Origin of the sequence: Micromonospora sp. HUAS YX12, from assembly GCF_040215685.1 — a bacterium.
GTDB lineage: Bacteria > Actinomycetota > Actinomycetes > Mycobacteriales > Micromonosporaceae > Micromonospora > Micromonospora tulbaghiae.
On sequence record NZ_CP157974.1, the window covers coordinates 391,771 to 409,869 of the forward strand.

17 protein-coding genes are annotated in these 18,099 nt (G+C 74.1%); 11 read left to right on the forward strand and 6 right to left on the reverse strand.

The window, feature by feature from the left end:
* Positions 1 to 157 precede the first annotated feature (157 nt).
* Positions 158 to 1,201: an expansin EXLX1 family cellulose-binding protein gene (locus ABIH81_RS01950; RefSeq protein WP_349878739.1), complete on the reverse strand. Its 1,044-nt coding sequence runs from the start codon at positions 1,199 to 1,201 to the stop codon at positions 158 to 160.
* Positions 1,202 to 1,254: 53 nt separating this feature from the next.
* Positions 1,255 to 1,554, reverse strand: a complete 300-nt coding sequence (locus tag ABIH81_RS01955) for a hypothetical protein (protein WP_349878740.1) — start codon at positions 1,552 to 1,554, stop codon at positions 1,255 to 1,257.
* A 164-nt stretch (positions 1,555 to 1,718) separates the two neighbouring features.
* On the opposite strand from ABIH81_RS01955, the gene ABIH81_RS01960 reads away from it, so the two are divergent.
* Together ABIH81_RS01960 and ABIH81_RS01965 are read left to right on the forward strand one after the other, a co-directional pair.
* Positions 1,719 to 2,786 carry an LCP family protein gene (locus ABIH81_RS01960; protein WP_349878741.1) on the forward strand — a complete coding sequence of 356 codons (1,068 nt, stop codon included), beginning with the start codon at positions 1,719 to 1,721 and terminating at the stop codon, positions 2,784 to 2,786.
* A gap of 109 nt (positions 2,787 to 2,895) precedes the next feature.
* The gene (locus ABIH81_RS01965) at positions 2,896 to 4,350 is read left to right on the forward strand and encodes a sugar transferase (RefSeq protein WP_349878742.1); all 1,455 of its coding nucleotides are present in this window, start codon (positions 2,896 to 2,898) and stop codon (positions 4,348 to 4,350) included.
* On the opposite strand, the gene rfbD is transcribed toward ABIH81_RS01965, so the two are convergent.
* The gene (gene rfbD / locus ABIH81_RS01970) at positions 4,347 to 5,213 is read right to left on the reverse strand and encodes a dTDP-4-dehydrorhamnose reductase (RefSeq protein WP_349881273.1); all 867 of its coding nucleotides are present in this window, start codon (positions 5,211 to 5,213) and stop codon (positions 4,347 to 4,349) included. The two genes, ABIH81_RS01965 and rfbD, sit on opposite strands and share 4 nt — an antisense overlap.
* Complete coding sequence (gene rfbB / locus ABIH81_RS01975) at positions 5,210 to 6,211, reverse strand: dTDP-glucose 4,6-dehydratase (protein ID WP_349878743.1); 1,002 nt, start codon at positions 6,209 to 6,211, stop codon at positions 5,210 to 5,212. Before rfbB ends, rfbD begins: the two co-directional genes overlap by 4 nt.
* 86 nt (positions 6,212 to 6,297) lie before the next feature.
* Between rfbB and rfbA the strand changes: the two genes are divergently transcribed.
* Both rfbA and rfbC read left to right on the forward strand, forming a co-directional pair.
* Positions 6,298 to 7,185, forward strand: coding sequence for a glucose-1-phosphate thymidylyltransferase RfbA (rfbA, locus tag ABIH81_RS01980; RefSeq protein WP_128138170.1), 888 nt, complete (start codon positions 6,298 to 6,300; stop codon positions 7,183 to 7,185).
* Positions 7,182 to 7,790, forward strand: a complete 609-nt coding sequence (rfbC, locus tag ABIH81_RS01985; RefSeq protein WP_349878744.1) for a dTDP-4-dehydrorhamnose 3,5-epimerase — start codon at positions 7,182 to 7,184, stop codon at positions 7,788 to 7,790. The genes rfbA and rfbC overlap by 4 nt, the downstream gene beginning before the upstream one ends.
* Here the strand turns inward: rfbC and ABIH81_RS01990 are convergent.
* Entirely contained in the window at positions 7,736 to 8,605 is an 870-nt protein-coding gene (locus ABIH81_RS01990; protein ID WP_349878745.1) for a lipopolysaccharide biosynthesis protein, read from the reverse strand. The genes rfbC and ABIH81_RS01990 overlap by 55 nt on opposite strands.
* Positions 8,606 to 8,778: 173 nt before the next feature.
* On the opposite strand from ABIH81_RS01990, the gene ABIH81_RS01995 reads away from it, so the two are divergent.
* From ABIH81_RS01995 to ABIH81_RS02025, 7 genes are read left to right on the forward strand one after another with little or no spacing between them, the layout of a single operon-like run.
* Positions 8,779 to 9,975, forward strand: a complete 1,197-nt coding sequence (locus tag ABIH81_RS01995; RefSeq protein ID WP_349878746.1) for a hypothetical protein — start codon at positions 8,779 to 8,781, stop codon at positions 9,973 to 9,975.
* A gap of 20 nt (positions 9,976 to 9,995) precedes the next feature.
* Entirely contained in the window at positions 9,996 to 10,829 is an 834-nt protein-coding gene (locus ABIH81_RS02000; RefSeq protein ID WP_236619431.1) for a glycosyltransferase family 2 protein, read from the forward strand.
* A complete protein-coding gene (locus ABIH81_RS02005; protein ID WP_349878747.1) occupies positions 10,826 to 11,920 on the forward strand; it encodes a glycosyltransferase family 4 protein in 1,095 nt (364 codons plus the stop codon). The genes ABIH81_RS02000 and ABIH81_RS02005 overlap by 4 nt, the downstream gene beginning before the upstream one ends.
* Entirely contained in the window at positions 11,907 to 13,238 is a 1,332-nt protein-coding gene (locus tag ABIH81_RS02010) for a hypothetical protein (RefSeq protein WP_349878748.1), read from the forward strand. The genes ABIH81_RS02005 and ABIH81_RS02010 overlap by 14 nt, the downstream gene beginning before the upstream one ends.
* A complete protein-coding gene (locus ABIH81_RS02015) occupies positions 13,235 to 14,152 on the forward strand; it encodes a glycosyltransferase (RefSeq protein WP_349878749.1) in 918 nt (305 codons plus the stop codon). The genes ABIH81_RS02010 and ABIH81_RS02015 overlap by 4 nt, the downstream gene beginning before the upstream one ends.
* Positions 14,152 to 14,991, forward strand: coding sequence for a glycosyltransferase (locus ABIH81_RS02020; protein WP_349878750.1), 840 nt, complete (start codon positions 14,152 to 14,154; stop codon positions 14,989 to 14,991). Before ABIH81_RS02015 ends, ABIH81_RS02020 begins: the two co-directional genes overlap by 1 nt.
* Before the next feature lie 54 nt (positions 14,992 to 15,045).
* Positions 15,046 to 16,731, forward strand: a complete 1,686-nt coding sequence (locus tag ABIH81_RS02025; protein ID WP_349878751.1) for a glycosyltransferase family 39 protein — start codon at positions 15,046 to 15,048, stop codon at positions 16,729 to 16,731.
* On the opposite strand, the gene ABIH81_RS02030 is transcribed toward ABIH81_RS02025, so the two are convergent.
* Entirely contained in the window at positions 16,728 to 17,930 is a 1,203-nt protein-coding gene (locus ABIH81_RS02030) for a hypothetical protein (protein WP_349878752.1), read from the reverse strand. The genes ABIH81_RS02025 and ABIH81_RS02030 overlap by 4 nt on opposite strands.
* Positions 17,931 to 18,099: the final 169 nt, after the last annotated feature.

Here is an 18,099-nt window from a genome sequence, read left to right on the forward strand (position 1 = left end):
GGCCGGCCTCGAGGCGGTCACCCGCTCCCCTTCCCGCCCGCTCCCCGCGATCTTGCGGTTGGGGCCCGGGCGAAAGGTGCTTATGCGGCAACAGAGGGGCCGCGAGCGCAAGATCGGCGGGGGTGGGAGGGGCAGCGACGGCGGGAGCCGTGGGGGGTCAGGAGCAGGGGGCCGGGGTGGGTGGGGCGGCGGCTGCCTGCACCACGGGTTCCGTCAGGGCTGGGGTGGGGGCGGCCGGGGTGGGAGACGGGGTGGGGGCGGAAGGGCTGGGGGTGGGGGTGGGGCTCGGCTTCTTCGGGGTGGGCTTCGGGGTGGCGGGGTTGGTGCCGTACATGCGGGTCTTGCCGCGCTGCACCTGGCCGGGGAGCATCCGGATGCCGGTGGCGGTCGCGCGGTGGCCGTACACGTCGGTGACCCGGATCTCGTACGGGCCGGGACCGGCCCCTGACTCGATCAGCCAGTAGTTGTAGTCCTGCCGCTGCGCCGCACGCCACGAGCCGCTCTGCCGTACCTCGACCGAGCGCAGCGGGTTGCCGTGGTCACCGACCAGGACGGCGAACCACCACTGCGACGAGCCCTCCTTCATCCGGAAGGTGAGCGGACCGGGCAACCTCGGGTTCACCACCGCGCGGTAGCTGACCTTCACCACCCCCTGCACCGGATCCGCGATCCGGGCGAACGCCTCGGCGGAGAGGTCGAGGTGACCCGGCGCGCACTCCGGGCACTGGTCCATCACCAGCACCCGGACGGTGCCCCGTGGGCCGGTGACGTCGAGGAAGCCGCCGCAGGAGGCGCCGGAGGCGTACTCGTCCGGGCCGAGCGCGACGTACATCCGGTCGGCCGGCGCGGCCGGCCGGGAGCAGTTGCCGCCGGCACCCTCGGAGTCGTAGAAGGTCGCCTTGCCGCTGCGCGTCGCGCCGCCGACGGGCGGGGCGGCAGCCACCGGCCGGGCGGCACCGGGCGGCAGGGCGGCGGCCACGGGCGGGAGAGCGGCCACGGCAGCGCGCGGCGGCGTGGCGGCGCAGGCGGGGGCGGCGCCGCCGCGTACCGCGAGGGTCACCGCGACCGCGGCGGCCACGGTGACCAGACCGGCGGTGGCCAGGCGGCGACGGCGTGAGGCGGCGCGGCGTCGACCGTCCGGGGTGGCGGGTCCGGACGCGGCGCCGGCGGTCGGCGGGTGGGGTGCGGTGCCGTCGGTCACGCCGGTCGATGCTGCCGGACGGCGTGCCGCCGGACAAGCGAGCTAAGCGAAAGCTAAACCGGGCGCAGCGCGCGGGCGGTGGAGACGACACCGGCCAGCCCGCCGGCGAGGTCGGGTTGCTGCCGGAGCGAGTCCTCCAGGCGGACGCGCCAGACGCCGGTCTCGACCGGCAGCCGGGCGTCGCCGGCCCAGCGGACCCGGTCCCGGGTCTCGTCGAGGGCCGCCACCGTGGCGGGGCCCATCAGGGCGCCGAGTTCGCCGCGCAGCCAGCCGAACAGGTGCTCGTCGTGGATCGCGCCGCCGATGACCCGGGCGGCGTCCCACGCCACCCGCGGTTGGTGGATGACCTGCATCTCGACTCCTCGGTCGATGTGGCATTCGTCACCATCATCGATCCGGCGGCCGGGCGGCGGCAAGGCCCGGAACCGGGAACCTCGCCGCGGCGGTCCCGCGCCGCCGGGCGTCACCGTCCGGGCGCGGGTCCACACGGTACGACGCGAATCAGTAGCATCGCGGCATGTCAGATCGCCACCAGCTCACCGATTCCGACCCGCGCGCGCAGGGCTCCGATGTGGAGCCGGGCGGGCCCGTGGAGGAGAAGGCGCCCCGGCGCCGCCGGGGCCGGCGGATCGCGCTGATCGTGCTGCTGGTGGTGGTGCTGCTCACCGGCGGCGGCGCGCTGGCCGGCGGCCTCTACTACCGCTCGGTCGACAGGTCCATCGAGCGGGTCGACGCCTTCGAGGGCGTACCGGAGGAGTCGCGCCCACAGGTCGAGGCCAAGGGCGCCATGAACATCATGATCCTGGGCAGCGACTCCCGCGATCCGCAGAGCACCGGCGGCTCGCGCAGTGACACGATCATCCTGGCCCACCTGCCGAAGGACCGGTCGAGCGCCCAGCTCATCTCGATCCCCCGGGACACCTGGACGGCCATCCCGAAGTCGAAGGAGGGCCGCGGCGGTCGCGACGCGAAGATCAATGCCGCGTACGCCTGGGGCGGCGTGCCGCTGATGGTGCAGACGGTGGAGAAGTTCAGCGGCGTACGGGTGGACAACGTGGCGATGGTCGACTTCGCCGGCTTCAAGGAGATCATCGACGCGCTCGGCGGGGTCGAGATCGACGTGGAGAAGGGCTTCACCACGAAGTACTCGCTGATCGGCACGCGCACCTTCGAGAAGGGCCGGCAGACCATGGACGGGGCGGCCGCGCTGGACTACGCGCGGGAGCGGCACGCCTTCCCCGACGGCGACTTCGCGCGGATCCGGCACCAGCAGCAGGTGATCAAGGCCATTCTGGACAAGGCCGCCTCGGGCGGTGTGCTGACCAACCCGGCCAAGCTGAACTCGTTCGTCCGTGCCACGTCGGACTCGGTGGCCGTCGACAAGTCACTGTCGCTCGTGGATCTGGCGATGGAGATGCGTGGCCTGCGCGGCGGCAACCTGACGTTCTTCACCTGCCCGGTGAAGGGCACCGGCCGGGTCGGCAGCGAGAGCGTCGTGTTCCCCGATCCGGCACGGTCCAAGACGCTGTTCGACGCGGTCCGCCGCGACTCGGTCCCCGAGATCCTCGCGATAAGCGGAAAGTAGGACGTCGATCTGTCATGCCGGTGCTGGCGGCGGGGCGGGGCCGCTCGTATCCTGCGATCGCCGTCGGTCTCTGCATCCGGGCCGGAGGCGTCACGGGGAAGGATCGACCATGCCACGCCTGCCGGCGTTCGAGCATCCGTCCGCGCCACCGTCCGGTGTGGCCATGAGCACGCCGATGGACGGCGGCCTGGACACGACGACAGTGCTGCCGTACGCGGGTTCGCGGGCGTCGACGCGTACCCGCTGGTTGCGGGCCTGGATGGTGACCGCTCCCATCGACGTCGCGGCGCTGCTCGCGCCGCTGCTGCTGACCCAGAACTACTGGCGCGGCACGCTGTTCAACGCCGCGCTCACGGTGGGCCTGTTCGCGGCGGGCGGGCTCTACCGGCCGCGCCGGCACATCAGCATCCTGGACGAGCTGCCGAGCCTGGGCGGCCGGCTGCTGGCCTCCGGCGCGGTGGGTGCGATCATCGCGGCGCTGCGGCACGACTCGGTGCCGTACGTCAGCGGGTTCATGCGCGGCGTCGCGCTCTCCGCCGGCCTGGTGATCGTCGGGCGGGCGCTGAACAGCCGGCTCATCCTGCTGGCCCGCAAGCGCCGGTGGGTGGAGCACAACGCGATAGTGATCGGCGGCGGGCCGATCGGCGGCGAGCTGGCCCGGCTGTTGCGCCGCTACCCGCAGTACGGGCTGCGGTTCGTCGGCACTGTCGACGCCCCGTCCCGGCCGCGGATCGGCGCGTTGCCGCTCATCGGCACGATCGACGACCTGGAGAAGCTCGCCGACATGCTGGAGTGCGAGGTCCTGGTCATCGCGGACCCGGACTGCTCCGAGGCCGACCTGATGGAGGCGCTGCTGCGTCCGGCCAGTTCCCGCTGTGACCTGTGGGCGGTGCCGCGCCTGTGGGGGTCGCGGTCGCAGGGCGGCTACCCCGACCACATCGGAGCCATCCCGATCATCAAGATCGGCGACACCACGCTCACCGGTCCCCGGTGGCGGCTCAAGCGCGCCTCCGACGTGGTGTTCGCGGTGACCGCCCTGGTGCTGCTGAGCCCGCTGCTGCTGCTCTGCGCCGTCGCCACGTTCCTCGACGGCGGCCGGGGCGTGTTCTTCCGCCAGGAGCGCATCGGCCGGTACGGCAAGCCGTTCCACGTGATCAAGTTCCGGTCCATGCGCCCGGCCGACGAGTACGAGTCGCAGACCACCTGGTCCATCGCGCACGACGAGCGGGTCGGGCCGATCGGGCGGTTCATGCGGCGCACCTCGCTGGACGAGCTGCCGCAGCTGTGGAACATCCTGCGCGGTGAGATGAGCGTGGTGGGGCCCCGGCCGGAGCGGCCGTACTTCGTGGAGAAGTTCTCCATCGAGTACCCGAGGTACGCGATGCGTCACCGCGTACCGGTCGGCCTCACCGGGCTGGCGCAGGTCAGCGGCCTGCGCGGGGACACGCCGATCTCGGACCGGGCGCGGTTCGACAACTACTACGTCGAGAACTGGTCGCTCTGGCTCGACATCAAGATCGTGCTGCGTACCGTCACCGAGGTCTTCCGGGGCGGGGGCCGCTAGCCGCCGTCGCCGGCCAGCGCCTGCGCCAGGTCCGCCCGCCAGTGGCCCGGCGGCGGCAGCTTCGCCGCCGCCCACCGGCCGTGCGCCAGCACGCTGTAGCGGGGGCGCGGCGCCGGGCGCGGGAAGCGGTCGCTCGTGGTCGGCCGGACCCGGTCCGGGTCGAGACCACGCAGGGCGAAGACGGCTCGGGCCAGGCCGTACCAGGTCGTCTCGCCGGCGGCGGTGCCGTGGTACGTCCCGGGCGCCGCGTCGCCGGCGAGCGCCGCGTCGGCGAGCGCCACGAGACGCTCCGCGAGCCGGTACGACCAGGTGGGCTGCCCGTGCTGGTCGTCCACCACGTCGAGCCGGTCGCGTTCGGCCGCCAGCCGCAGCATCGTGGTGACGAAGTTGCGCCCGTGGGTGGCGTAGAGCCAGGCGGTACGCACGACGTACCCGGTCTCGGGCAGCAGCCGGGCCACCGCCCGTTCCCCGGCGAGCTTGCCGCGCCCGTACGCGTTGACCGGGCCGGTCGGCGCGTCCTCCGGGTACGGCTCGGTGGCGTCGCCCGCGAACACGTAGTCGGTGGAGACGTGCACCAGGCGCGCGCCGGACACGGCACAGGCGTGGGCCAGGGCGGCGACCGCGTCGCCGTTGACGGCTGTGGCGTCCCGCTCGCGTGTCTCGGCGCCGTCCACGTCGGTCCACGCGGCGGCGTTGAGCACCACGTCGTGCCCGCCGACCGCGTCCCGCACCGCGTGGGCGTCGGTGACGTCGAGGTCGGCGCGGGCGGCGGCGGTGACCGACAGGTCCGGCCGGGTCCGCAGCACGGCGAGCAGATCCCGCCCGAGCATCCCGCCCGCGCCGGTGACGAGCACCCGGGTCATCGGTGGCCGGCCGTCTTCAGCGGCTCCCACCAGGCCCGGTTGTCCCGGTACCAGCGGACCGTCTCGGCCAGGCCCCGGTCGAGGTCGATGCTCGGGGCGTACCCCAGCTCGCTGCTGATCTTGGTGATGTCCAGCGAGTAGCGGCGGTCGTGGCCCTTGCGGTCGGTGACCGGCACGACCCGGTCCCAGCCGGCCCCGCACGCCGCCAGGAGCCGCTCGGTGAGCTGGCGGTTGGTCAGCTCGGTGCCGCCGCCGATGTGGTAGACCTCGCCGGCCCGCCCCTTCTCCTGCACCATCGCCACGCCCCGGCAGTGGTCGTGCACGTGCAGCCAGTCGCGGACGTTGCCGCCGTCGCCGTACAGCGGCACGGTGCCGCCGTCGAGCAGATTGGTCACGAACAGCGGGACGACCTTCTCCGGGAACTGGTACGGCCCGTAGTTGTTGGCGCAGCGGGTCACCACGACGTCCAGGCCGTGGGTGCGGTGGTAGGAGAGCGCCAGCAGGTCCGACCCGGCCTTCGAGGCGGAGTACGGCGAGTTCGGCGCCAGCGGCCAGCTCTCCGTCCACGAGCCGGAGTCGATCGAGCCGTACACCTCGTCGGTGGAGACGTGCACGAACCGGCTGACGCCGTGCCGCAGCGCGGCGTCCAGCAGCGTCTGCGTGCCGAGCACGTTCGTGGTGACGAACGGGGCGGCGCCGGTGATCGACCGGTCCACGTGCGACTCGGCGGCGAAGTGGACGATCACGTCGTGACCGGGCACCACCTCGTCGACCAGCGCCGGGTCGCAGATGTCGCCGCGGACGAAGCGCAGCCGGGGGTCGTCGCGCACCGGGGCCAGGTTCGCCGGGTTGCCGGAGTAGGTCAGCTTGTCCAGCACCGTGAGCGCGGCCGGGCCCTCGACCGGCACCCCCGCCGCGTCGCCGCCGGGCACACCCAGCAGCATCCGCACGTACTCCGACCCGATGAAGCCGGCGCCGCCGGTGACGAGGATCCTCACGGGTCGTGGAGTCTACGCCGTACCGGCAGCCCGGGCGGGACGTCGACGGGCCACGGGGGCGGCGGCCCCGCGGGTAGTCTCCGCGGGTGCGTGGAATCCTTCTCGCCGGCGGCACCGGATCCCGGCTCTGGCCGATCACCCGGGCCGTCTCCAAGCAGCTGATGCCGGTCTTCGACAAGCCGATGGTCTACTACCCGCTCTCCACTCTGGTGATGGCCGGGGTACGGGAGATCCTGGTGGTGACCACGCCGGACGACCGCGCCCAGTTCGAGCGGCTGCTCGGCGACGGCAGCCAGTGGGGGTTGCGCCTGGCGTACGCCGAGCAGCCCCGCCCGGAGGGCATCGCGCAGGCGTTCCTGCTCGGCGCCGACTTCATCGGCGACGAGTCGGTGGCGCTGGTCCTCGGCGACAACATCTTCCACGGCGTCGGGCTCGGCCGGCAGCTCGCCCAGCACGGCGAACCGGCCGGTGGGCGGGTCTTCGCGTACCCGGTCGCCAACCCGCAGGACTACGGCGTGGTGGAGTTCGACGACGCCGGCCGGGTGCTGTCGATCGAGGAGAAGCCGGAGCGCCCCCGGTCCCGGTACGCGGTGCCGGGCCTCTACTTCTACGACAACCGGGTGGTCGACATCGCCCGCAAGCTGACCCCGAGCGCCCGTGGCGAGCTGGAGATCACCGCGATCAACGAGACGTACCGGGCGTGGGGCGAGCTGACGGTGACGGTGCTCGACCGGGGCACCGCGTGGCTGGACACCGGCACGTTCACGTCGATGATGCAGGCCGCCGAGTTCGTCCGGGTGATCGAGGAACGCCAGGGCATGAAGATCGGCTGCGTCGAGGAGGTCGCCTGGCGGTCCGGGCTGATCGACGACGAGCGGCTGCGGATGCTGGCCCACCCGCTGACACGCAGCGGTTACGGTGAATACCTGCTGGGTCTGCTGGCCGAGCGGTCCGGTTCGGGGAGCGTGTCGTGAAGATCCGTCCGCTGAGCATCGAGGGCGCCTGGGAGGTGACCCCGCGCCGGCACGGCGACCCGCGGGGCCTGTTCCTGGAGTGGTACCGCTTCGACCGGCTCGCCGAGGCGGTCGGTCATCCGCTGCGGGTCGCGCAGGCCAACCTCTCCGTCTCCGCGCGGGACGTGGTGCGCGGCATCCACTTCGCCGACGTACCGCCGGGCCAGGCCAAGTACGTCACCTGCGTACGCGGGGCGGTGCTGGACGTGGTGGTGGACGTACGCGTCGGCTCGCCGACGTACGGCCGGTGGGAGGCGGTACGCCTCGACGACACCGACCGGCGGGCCGTCTACCTGGCCGAAGGGCTGGGGCACGGGTTCTGCGCGCTCACCGACGACGCGACGCTCAGTTACCTCTGCTCCGCCACGTACAACCCGGCGGCCGAGCACACGGTGCACCCGCTGGATCCGGATCTCGGGATCGACTGGCCGGCGGCGACGCCGCTGCTGTCCGAGCGGGACGCGGCGGCACCGCGCCTGGCGCAGGCGCGCGATGCGGGCCTGCTGCCCGATTACGACGCCTGCCGCTCCTTCACGGCCGGGCTCGACACCCGGCCGTCGGCCTGACCCGGCACCCCGGCCGAGCCACCGGCCGCCGCATCCGAGGCCGCCGTGTCGGAGGCTGTCGCCTCTGAGGCCGCCGCATCCGAGGCCGCCGTGTCCGAGGCCGCCGCGTCCGAAGTCACCGCGTCCGAGGCTGCCGGAGCCGGCGGACGGCGACGCGTCATGCTCGCCCAGAGCGTCCGCACGTCCGCGCTCACCGGCGTACCCGCCCGGCGGTAGCCGAGCACCAGCGCGATCCCGACCCCGACGGCGAGGCCGCCGAGCGCGCCGCCGGCCGCGTACCACTGCCACCGCACCGGCTCGGGACGCTGCGGCGGTGCGGCGGCCCGGACCACCGCGACGTGGGCCTTGAGCCCGAGCCCGGCGGGCGGCAGGTCTCGTGCGGCGATCCGTTGCAGTTCGGCGGCGAGCGCGGCGGCGATCGCCGCGGCGGTGCCGGCGGACCGGTCGGTGACCGCCACGTCGATCGCCAGGGAGTCGACAGTGGACGAGGCGACGACACGGCCGGCCAGGTCGTCGGTGGTGTACGGCAGTCCGAGCGAGTCGATCACCGGGCGGGTCAGCCGGGGCGTGTTCATCATGGTGGCGTACGTCTTCACCCGCCGCTGCATCAGGCGGCCCGCCTCGTCGGCCGGCGGGCGGGGCTGGGGCGCGGCCGACTTCTCGGCGGCGAACGTGACGAGCATCTGGGTCTCGGCGCGGTAGACCGGGGGCCGTCGTTCGGCGAGGACCCCGGTGAGCGCACCGCACAGCAGCGTCAGCGCCAGCACGATCGGCCACCGCCTGCCGATCGTGTCGCGGAAGTGGGCGAGGTCCACGACGCGTCACACTACCGGCGGCGGCCCGCCGCGGGCGTACCCGCCCGCCGGGTCCATTGCGCAACGAAGCTCATGTCGGGTAGAACAGGCCCGCACACATCCGCGCATCTTGGGGGAAGACGAGTGGATTCCGCGTGGCCGGCTCGCGGCCGGCGCCGGCGCCTGGGCGCCGGGTGTTAGGCCGGGTCCGGCGGATCGTCTCCCCCGAGCGTCTCTATCTGGTCGCCCTGGGCCTGACCGGGCTCGCCGCGCTGGTGTCGGTGACGCTGCCGGCCGCCGAACGCGGTGAACTCGCGGCGAACATGGTGAGCGCCACAGTGGGCGCGGCGCTCGGCGGCCTGTCCGTGGACACGTTCCTGCTGTCCCGCCCGGCCGGCTGGATCATGTCGCGCGGTCGCCTGTGGATCGCCGGCATCCTGATCGTGTCGCTCGGCCTCACCGCGCTGGCCGCGGCGCTGCTGACCACGCTGGCCGGGCTGGGCAGCCACCCGGTGGGCATCGGCGCGGGCTGCGCGCTCACCGTGTTCAACACGGCGGCATCGCTCGGCCTGCGCCTGAAGCGGTTCTGGTTCGTCTACACCATGCGGGCGCTCGGCGGCGCGGTGCTGTTGGCCGGGTACGGGCTGCTCTGGCTGGGCCACCGGCTCGACGGTGGCCTGTGGAGCGTGCTCTGGCTGTGCGTTCAGGTCGCCACCGCCACTGTGCTCGGGGTGGCGGTGCTGGGCTGGGCGCGGCGGTCCGGGCCGGTGCCGGCGACGACGGCGGGACGCACCGAGTACCGCGCCGACCTGCTCGCCGTGGGCCGGCTGCACGTCGGGGTGTGCGCGCAGATGCTGACGTACCGGCTGAGCCAGGTCCTGGTGGCCCGCTTCGCCGGCGCGGGCGCGCTCGGTGTGTTCGCGCTGGCGGTGGCGGCGCTGGAGTTCGCGCAGTCCGGCGCGGTGGTACGGGCGCAGCGGATCCTGGCCGAGCGTGACCCGGACGCGATCGGCGACCACGGCCGCGACGTCGTCAAGTCGGCGCTGCCGATCGCCGCGCTCGCCGTGATCGGCCTGGCGGTGCTCGGCGTGCTGGCGCCCGACTACCGCGACGCCTGGATCTTCGGGCTGCTCCTGCTGCCCGGGACGCTGGCGTTGTCGGCCGGCAAGACGTGGAGCGCGGCGCTGCTCAAGCGCGCGGGCGAGCAGGCCACCACCGCCGTGGCCCTGGTCACCATGTCGGTGTCGGTGGTGCTGTACGTTCTGCTCATCCCGTGGGCCGGCGCGCTCGGCGCCGCGGTCGCGTCGTCGGTCGCCTACGGCGTCTACGCGTTGCGCACCCGGCAGCGACTCCAGCGGTCCACGCACCTCCTCGTCAATCGGATGGCCTAGCGGTGGACGTCTCAATCGTCGTGTTGACCTGGGAAGACTTCGAGCGCACCGACGGCTGCGTCCGCTCGCTGCCAGACGGCGTGGAGGCCGTCGTGGTGGACAACGGCAGCGCCGCCGAGATCAGCGACCGGCTGCGGGCCATGTGCGCCGAGACCGGCGCCCGGTACGTGCGCTCGGAGACGAACCTCGGCTACGCCAAGGGCATGAACCTCGGTGTCCGGCACAGCACCCGGTCCCGGGTGGTGCTGTCCAACAACGACATCCTGGTGCGGCCGGGCGCGATCGAGCGGCTGGTGGCCGAACTGGACGACCCGGCGGTCGGCGCGGCGTTCCCCAAGGTGCTCGACGCAACCGGCCGGGACCAGACCGCCGCCGGCCGGTTCCTCACGGTGGGCACCGGATTCGCGCACGCCACCGGGCTCAGCCTGGTGTTCCCGAGGCTGCGGATCGTGGCCCCGCCGGAGCGCGGCGACTGGCTCTCCGGGCCGTTCGTGGCGATCCGGCGGGAGACGCTGGACCGGATCGGCGGCGTGGACGAGTCGTCGTTCTTCTACTCCGAGGACCTGCGGCTGTGCTGGGCGGTGCGCCGGCTGGGGCTGCGCCTGGCGTACCTGCCGGACGCGGTGGTCACGCACGAGGACGACGCGAGCGCGAAGCGCCGGTGGGCGGCCGAGGAGATCTCCCGCCGGCAGACCCGCGAGTTCATCCGGGCCAGCCGTGAGCTGGCCGGGTGGCGGGGCACCGTGGCCTGCTCCGCGTACACGCTGGGGGTGCTCGCCCGGGCGGCGGTGGGCGGCGGGGCGGCGCGGCGGGCGATCGCCCGCGGCGCCCTGGAAGGCATGGGCGTCCGATGAGGGTGCTGTTCGTCTGCACCACCGGCGGGTCGGGGCGGCGGCAGCTCGGCGGCGCCGAGCGCTTCCTGATCGAGATGCTGCCGGCGCTCGCGGCCCGCGGCGTCGACGTGGTCGCCGCCACACCCGAGGACGAGGTGGCGGCGGCGTTGCGGGACGCGGGCGTGCCGTGGCGTCCGCTGGGCGCGGCCAGGCGGGTGGACCTCGGGTACGCGCGCGGCATCCGCGCGCTCGTCGAGGAGCTGCGGCCGGACGTGGTGAGCGCGCACCTGCTCTCCGCCGCGATGCACGCCCGCGCCGGCCTGGGCGTGCGGGGCCGCCGCACGCCGCTCGTGGTGACGCTGCACAACAGCCTCTGGCAGTACCGCGACACGGCGGAGACGCTGCGCGCCAAGGCCGCGGTGCAGGCCAACATCAGCACCGACCTGATGTTCCGGCGGCTGCGGCCGCACGCGACGGTCGCGGTCTCCGGCTTCGAGGCCCACGAGCTTCGGGTACGCGGGCGGATCCGCGACGTGCGGGTGATCCCGAACCCGCTGCCCGCCATCTGGCCGCAGGTGACCGGCACCGGCGGCCCCGCGCCGGACGGCCCGGTGCGGGCCGGCTTCCTCGGCCGGCTGGAACGGGAGAAGGGCGCCGACCTGCTGGCCGACGTCGCCGCCGCGCTGCCGGACGTGGAGTTCCTGGTCGCCGGGGCGGGCACCGTCGACGTCGGGGAACGGCCGAACCTGCATCTGGTCGGCCGCGTCGACGCCGCGCCGTTCCTGCAACGGCTGCACTGCCTGCTGGTGCCGTCCCGGGTGGAGGCGTTCGGGCGCAGCGCGCTGGAGGCGATGTCGCTCGGTGTGCCGGTGGTGCACTCCGGCGCGGGCGGGCTGACCGAGGTCACCGCCGCCGGTGACGGTGTGCTCGCGTACCGGGCGGAACTGACGCCGCAGGCGCTGGCCGCCGCCGTGCGTACGGCCACCGATCCGGCCGCGTGGGACGAGCGGCGGCGCGACCTGGCCCGGCAGTACGCGGACCGGCACTCGTTCGACGGGTGCGTGGACGACTGGCACGACCTGTACCGGACGGTCGCCCGTGACCCCCGCTGAGCGACGCCTCTGGTCGGTCGGGATCCCGTTCGCGCTGGGCGCGGCCCTGCTGCTGGCCACGCTCGACGCCGGGACCGCCGTCGCGCTCGCGCTGGCGGTCGGCACGCTGCTCGCCGCGCGCCTGCGGATGTGGGCGCTCGCCGCCTGCGCCGCCGTCTGGACCGCCGCGCTGCTCGCCGTGCGGGTGCTGCCCGGCCCGTACGACTCCTGGGCCGGTCGCGGGGTGCTGCCGGTGCTCGCCGGTTACGTGACGGTATTCCTGCTGGCCTGGGCGGCCGGCCGGCGGCTGATCGACAGGCGGGACGACGGCGACCGGTCCCGTCCGGCGTTGTCCTGGCCGTCCGAACGCCGCCTGCTGACGTACCTGTCCGTGCTGCTCGGTGTCGCGGTGGTGACCGCGGCGATCCGGTTCCGGGGAACCGTGCCGCCGCTGCTCGCCGACAACCCGGACGCCGCCCGGCAGGTGCTGCGCGAGCAGTCGAACCTGGTCATCGGGCTGCTGTCCGAGGCGTGGACGCTCGGCATGGCGGTCTCGCTGCTGCGCGCGTTGTCCGCGCGTGGCCGGGCGCTGCCGGTCTACTACGCGCTGACCGCTGTCTTCACCGTCGGGGCGGCGCTCGGCGCGAGCAAGAACTCGGTGCTGGTGGGCATCGCGCCCGCGCTGATCGCGGCGCTGTCGGTGCGGCGTACCCGGGGACGGGCCGCGTCGTTCCTGGCCGCGCGTACGCCGGTGGTGCTGCTGATCGGCGCGGTGGCGCTCGGCGCGGCGGTGTTCCTCGGTGGGCAGCGCACCATGGCCGGCACCGGCGCGTTCGAGACCGAGTTCCGGGCCCGCTACGGCAGCAACGCGCTGACCAGCAGCGCCGGGTCGCTGGACCTGTCGCTCAGTTCGTCCACCGAGACGTTCGGACGGGTGTGGTCGCAGCGGGAGCACCTGGAGCCCCGGTACGGCACGTACTCGCTGACGTTCCTCGGCTCCCGCGTCGAGCCGATCGTCGGCAAGGCGGACCTGTACGGGCTGACGTCCCAGCTCAGCCAGCCGTACCTGATGAACACGGCCACGTTCGTGGCCATCCCGCTGCTCGACTACGGCCCGCTGGGCGCGGTGTTCTTCCTGGCCGCGCTGGGGCTGGCGGTGGGCGCGACCGAACGGTGGTTCGAGTTCTCCCGTGCGCCGGCCGGCCAGCTGGCGCGGGCGTTCGTCGTCTACTTCGCGCTGTTCGGCGTCTACGAGCTGTATCCGCTGATCTATCCGACCTGGCTGAGCCTGGTGCCCGGCCTCTGGGTGCTGCACCGGCTGGGCAGGGGCGCGGCATGACGTTCGACGGCCTCACCGTGGTCACCGTCCTCTACCGGTCCGCCGGCATGCTCGCCGAGACGCTGCCGACCTGGGTACGCAGCGCCGGTGACCTGCCGGTCCGGTTCGTCTTCGCGGACAACTGGCCGGCCGACGGGTGCGCCGAGGTGATCGCCGGGCACCTGCCCGCCGACCGGTACGCGTACCTGCCCGACGCCACGAACCCGGGTTTCGCGGCCGGCTGCAACCGGGCGGTGGCGACGGTCACCACGAGCCACCTGCTGCTGCTGAACCCGGACGTGTGGCTGCCCGGCGACGCGCTGGCCCGGATCTGCGCCGCCGTCGCCGCCGGCCCGGACGCCCCGGTCGCTGTCGGCCTGGCCATGCACGGCGGCGAGTACGTGGGCATCGACCTGAACCCGGTGTCGCTGTTCATCGACAGGCGGGCCACTGCGGGCCGTGCCCCGCTCGGCCCGTCCGGCGGCGCGGCGGTCTTCCCGAGTGCGCTGTACCGGCGCTTCGGCGGCTTCGACGAGCACCTGTTCGCCTGGGGTGAGGACGCCGACCTGGCGTTCCGGCTCTACGCCTCCGGGCTGCGCACGCGCGGGCTGGACGTGGTGCTGCCGCACGCGGGCGGGCACAGCGTGGACGGCGACGACCGGTTGCAGGGGTTCCGGGCGTTCCTGCTGGCCCGCAACCGGCTGCTGGTCGCGTCCCGCACGTTCACCTGGCCGCTGCTGCTCGTCGCGGTGCCGGTGCTGGCGCTGGCGCACCTCGCGCTCGCCGCCCGGCGCGCCCGGCAGGGCCTGCTGCGCCCGTTCCTGCGCGGCATCGGACGCGGGCTGGCCGAGGGTCCGGCGGCCCGCCGCCGCTGGACCGGGCCGCGGTTCGGGTTCGCGTCCCTGCTCGGCTACCTGACCGCTCGGAGGGCGTGATGACGGCACAGCCGTGGACCGTGGTGACAGTCACCTACCACTCGGCGGACACGCTGCGCCGCTGCTGGCGCGGCCCGAAGCCGTACGAGTGGCTGGTGGTCGACAACGCCTCCGCCGACGACTCGGCGACGGTCGCCGAGGAGCTGGGCGCGCGGGTGATCCGGCTGCCGGAGAACGTCGGCTTCGCCCGCGCCAACAACGTCGCGTTGCGCCAGGCGACCGGCCGGTACGTGCTGTTCGCCAACCCGGACCTGGAGGTACGCCCGGACGGCCTGGACGCGCTGGCCCGGCACCTGGACACGCACGGCGGACTGGTCGCGCCGCAGCTACTGGGCACCGACGGCACGCCGCAGGCGAACGGGCGCGGCTTCCCGTACGCGACGGCGAAACTCGGCAACCGGAACGTGTGGCCGCTGTCCCGGCTGCACGCCTCGTACCGGCTGGTGGCCGCGCCCGGCGAGACGCGGCACGTCGCCTGGGTGATGGGCGCGGCGGTGGCCGGCCGGACCGCCGACGTCGCCGCGCTGGGCGGGTGGAACGAGCGGTTCTTCCTCTACTACGAGGACCACGAGCTGGGACTGCGCGCCTGGCGGCACTCGATGCCGGTGGCGGTGCTGGGTGACGTGCGGTGGACCCACCACTGGGCGCGCGCGACCAACTCGGTGCGCTGGTCCCGCGCGCACACGCTGGAGCTGCGCAGCGCCCGGACGTTCTTCGGCATGTTCCCGGAGTTCCTGGTCGGCCTGCCGCGACCGGCGCGCCGGCACCGCCGGGCCGCCGGGCTGGTCGGCACGGCGCTTCCGTCCACCGTGTCCACGCCGGATTCCCACGGGGAGTGATCGAGGGCGGTCGCGGGGCCGCTGACGTGAATGGCGCTTTGGTACGGTCTCGCCGTGTCCGTGACACGCCCGGCCTTCTCCCCCTCGATGGCGCCCGCGTCGGCGACGCCGGTGCCGTCGCGGCCGGGCACGCCGGCCGCGTTCGTCGCGGTCGCGTGGGAGCGGTTGAGCCGGTCCCCGTACTGGTCCGTCGCGGGCCTGTTGGTCGCGCTGGGCGCCGTGCTGCGGATCCGGCAGTGGGCGTACGCGCGCAGCTTCTGGAGCGACGAGCTGTACGTCGCGCACAACATCCGGGAACGCGGCTACCTGGACCTGTTGCAGCCGCTGGCGTTCAGCCAGTCGGCGCCGCCCGGCTGGCTGTGGCTGGAACGGTTCGCGTTCGAGCAGTTCGGCGACGGCGAGCGGGCGCTACGGCTGGTGCCGCTGCTGTTCGGGCTGGCGCTGCTGCCGCTCGTGGCATGGCTCGGCCGGGCACTCCTGCCGCCGCTGACCGCGCTGGCGGCGCTGCTGCTCGTCGCCGTCGCGCCGTTCCTGATCGGCTACTCCAACGAGCTGAAGCAGTACAGCGCCGAGGCGTTCGGCGTCACGCTCGTGATCGGGCTGGCGCTGCTGCTCGTCCGGACCGGCCCGACCTGGGCCGGGTCGGCGGTGTTCTGGTCGGCCGCGGCGGTGATGGCGTTCGTCAGCACCCTGTCCATTCCGGTCACCGGCGCGCTCGGCGTGCTGCTGGCCGGGTACGCGCTGTGCCGCCCGGACCACGCACGGGCGAGCAGGTGGCGTGATCTGGGGCGGTTCCTCGCCCCCGCGCCGGCCTGGGGCGTGGTCGCGCTCGTGGTGTACGTGCTGTTCCTGGCGCCGGGACTGGCCGATCCGCAGCTCGCCGCGTACTGGCGGGCGAAGTCGATCTACCCGGCGCACCCGCTCACCGACCTGCCGGCGACTGTGGAATGGCTCGTGGCGACGTACCGGAGTCTCGCCACAGTGCCGTTCGTGGCCTGGTCGGCGTGGGTCGTCGTACCGCTGCTGGTGCTGGGCACGGCCGCCGGGCTGCGCCGGCTCTCCACTGTGGCGGTGCTGGTCCTGCTCACCCCGCTGGCGGCCGGGCTGGCCGGCGCGGCGGTGTCGGTCTACCCGTTCAACGGCCGGCTGGCGCTCTACGCGGTACCGGCGTGCCTGCTGCTCGCCGCGCTCGCCGTCGCGCCACCACCGCTGCGGGCCGGCCTGCCCGCGCGGATCAGGTGGGCGGTCGGGGTGGTGCTCCTGCTGGCGCTCGCCGTACCGCAGCTGGCCACCGCCGTGGTGGCGACTGTGCATCCGGCGCGGGCCTTCGCCCAGGGCGGCGGCGCCAACGCGGTCGACTACCGGGGCGCGCTGCGCTACCTGGAGGACAAGCGCCGCCCGGGCGACCTGGTGCTGGCCACCACCGTCTCGTGGAACGCCCAGGCGTGGTACGGCCCGGCGGCGGACGCCTACGTGGTCGCGGCCGGCCCCGGCGGGTGTCCGAAGCAGACCGTCTCGACGCTCCTGCCCGGACGGTCCCGGGTCTGGCTGTTCCAGGCCACCGACTGGGCCGACGGGGCGAATCGGGACGTCATCGTCCGGCTCGGCGGCAGCGGCGTGGCGGTCACCGAGCGGCAGTTCAGCGGGGCACGCGTGGTCCGCTTCGACCTGGCGGCGGGCGTCGCCAAGGGCAGCGACGTGTGCCTGGTGCCGCCGCCGAACGGCGCCCGCGTCCGTTAGCTGTGCCGCTGCCAGAGGTCGCGCAGGGCGTCCCAGTTGCCGCCGAGCCCGGCCCCGCACGGCGTCTCCATGTAGATCGCGCTGGTGTTGTCGTCGCGGCCCCACCAGATGCCGCACACCGGGCGGCCGTCCTGGCCGTTGCCGGCGTACTCGACGTAGCCGCCCTGCGCACCGCTGACGCCCCCGGTGGCCGGCCCGGCCTCCCGCATGCCCGGCGCGAGCGCACGGCCGATGATGCCCATCTGCTGGCGGAAGGCGCGCGCCGCCTCCTTCTTCTCGGCCGACTCGTACTCGGCGAAGTGCAGGGACACGCCCAGGTAGCGGCAGAAGACGTGCTGCTTCTCGCCCGCGGCGAGCCCGGGGCCGCTCTTCTCGGTGTTGATCGCGCAGCCGCCCACCCCGTCGAGCCACGGCTCGGCGATCGGCATGAGCGCGGCGTCGAACTTCGCCTTGTTCAGCGACTGCTGGGTGGCCTCGTAGAGCGCCGGGGAGGCGCTGGCCGCCGGAGTGGACGGTTCGCCGCCGTCGGCGAGCGACCGTCCGGCCAGCAGCCCGGCGCCGCCGGCCAGCACCGCCGCCATGACCAGGCCGCCGATCCACAGCCCGCTACGGCTCTTGGGCGGGCGCGCGACCGGTGCGATGCGAGGGCCGCCGGTCGGCACGAGCGGGTCCGGAGCGGTGGCCTGGGCCGGGATCGCCGGCACCGGCATGCCCGGCGACACCGGCATGCCGGGGGACACGGGCGCGCCGGACGAGACGGGCGCGCCGGAGACCGGCTGCTGCGGCGTCATCGCCCACGGCTGCGGGCTCCACGGCAACTGCGGCGGCGACGAGACCTGCTGCGGCGGCGCGGACACCGGCGGGGGCGGCGGGAGGATCTCGGCGGTGGCGGTGCGCTGGTAGTCCATGCCCAGGCTGCGGAACAGCCGCTCGGCCGCGCCGTCCTCTTCGGACGCATACGCCACCCAGGGCTGGCCCGCGGCGAAGTCGGAGTTCACGTACCGGTGACCGCCGGGCGTCTGGGCCAGCACGTTCGCCGCGTTGGTGAACGCCTCGCGCCAGCGCTGGTCACCGGCGGCGGCACCGTCCAGGACCGCCACGGTCAGCGCGCGGTCCTGCCCGTCGAGCGCGGCCCAGGCCCTGCCGACCTGGCACTCGCCCAGCACCTCGGTGAACCTGTACGGACCTTCCGGCTGCATGCCCCACTCCTCTGCTCACCCGCCGTGCGGGATCATACAGAGAGCACGCTCGCGAGCTTGCCACCCGCGTTCGTCAGCGCCGACATCGGCTGTTCAACGTCGTTCGTGCCTGAATTCCACAGCGACGACGACGAGGTGGCACGGGCAGAGCCTCATCTCTTGAGCCCGC

Bases quoted from the DNA above. Each gene is read 5' to 3' on its own strand.
- ABIH81_RS01955 (WP_349878740.1), bottom strand. From the start codon at position 1,554: ATGCAGGTCATCCACCAACCGCGGGTGGCGTGGGACGCCGCCCGGGTC.
- ABIH81_RS01960 (WP_349878741.1), top strand. From the start codon at position 1,719: ATGTCAGATCGCCACCAGCTCACCGATTCCGACCCGCGCGCGCAGGGC.
- ABIH81_RS01965 (WP_349878742.1), top strand. From the start codon at position 2,896: ATGCCACGCCTGCCGGCGTTCGAGCATCCGTCCGCGCCACCGTCCGGT.
- rfbD (WP_349881273.1), bottom strand. From the start codon at position 5,213: ATGACCCGGGTGCTCGTCACCGGCGCGGGCGGGATGCTCGGGCGGGAT.
- ABIH81_RS02005 (WP_349878747.1), top strand. From the start codon at position 10,826: ATGAGGGTGCTGTTCGTCTGCACCACCGGCGGGTCGGGGCGGCGGCAG.
- ABIH81_RS02015 (WP_349878749.1), top strand. From the start codon at position 13,235: ATGACGTTCGACGGCCTCACCGTGGTCACCGTCCTCTACCGGTCCGCC.
- ABIH81_RS02020 (WP_349878750.1), top strand. From the start codon at position 14,152: ATGACGGCACAGCCGTGGACCGTGGTGACAGTCACCTACCACTCGGCG.
- ABIH81_RS02030 (WP_349878752.1), bottom strand. From the start codon at position 17,930: ATGCAGCCGGAAGGTCCGTACAGGTTCACCGAGGTGCTGGGCGAGTGC.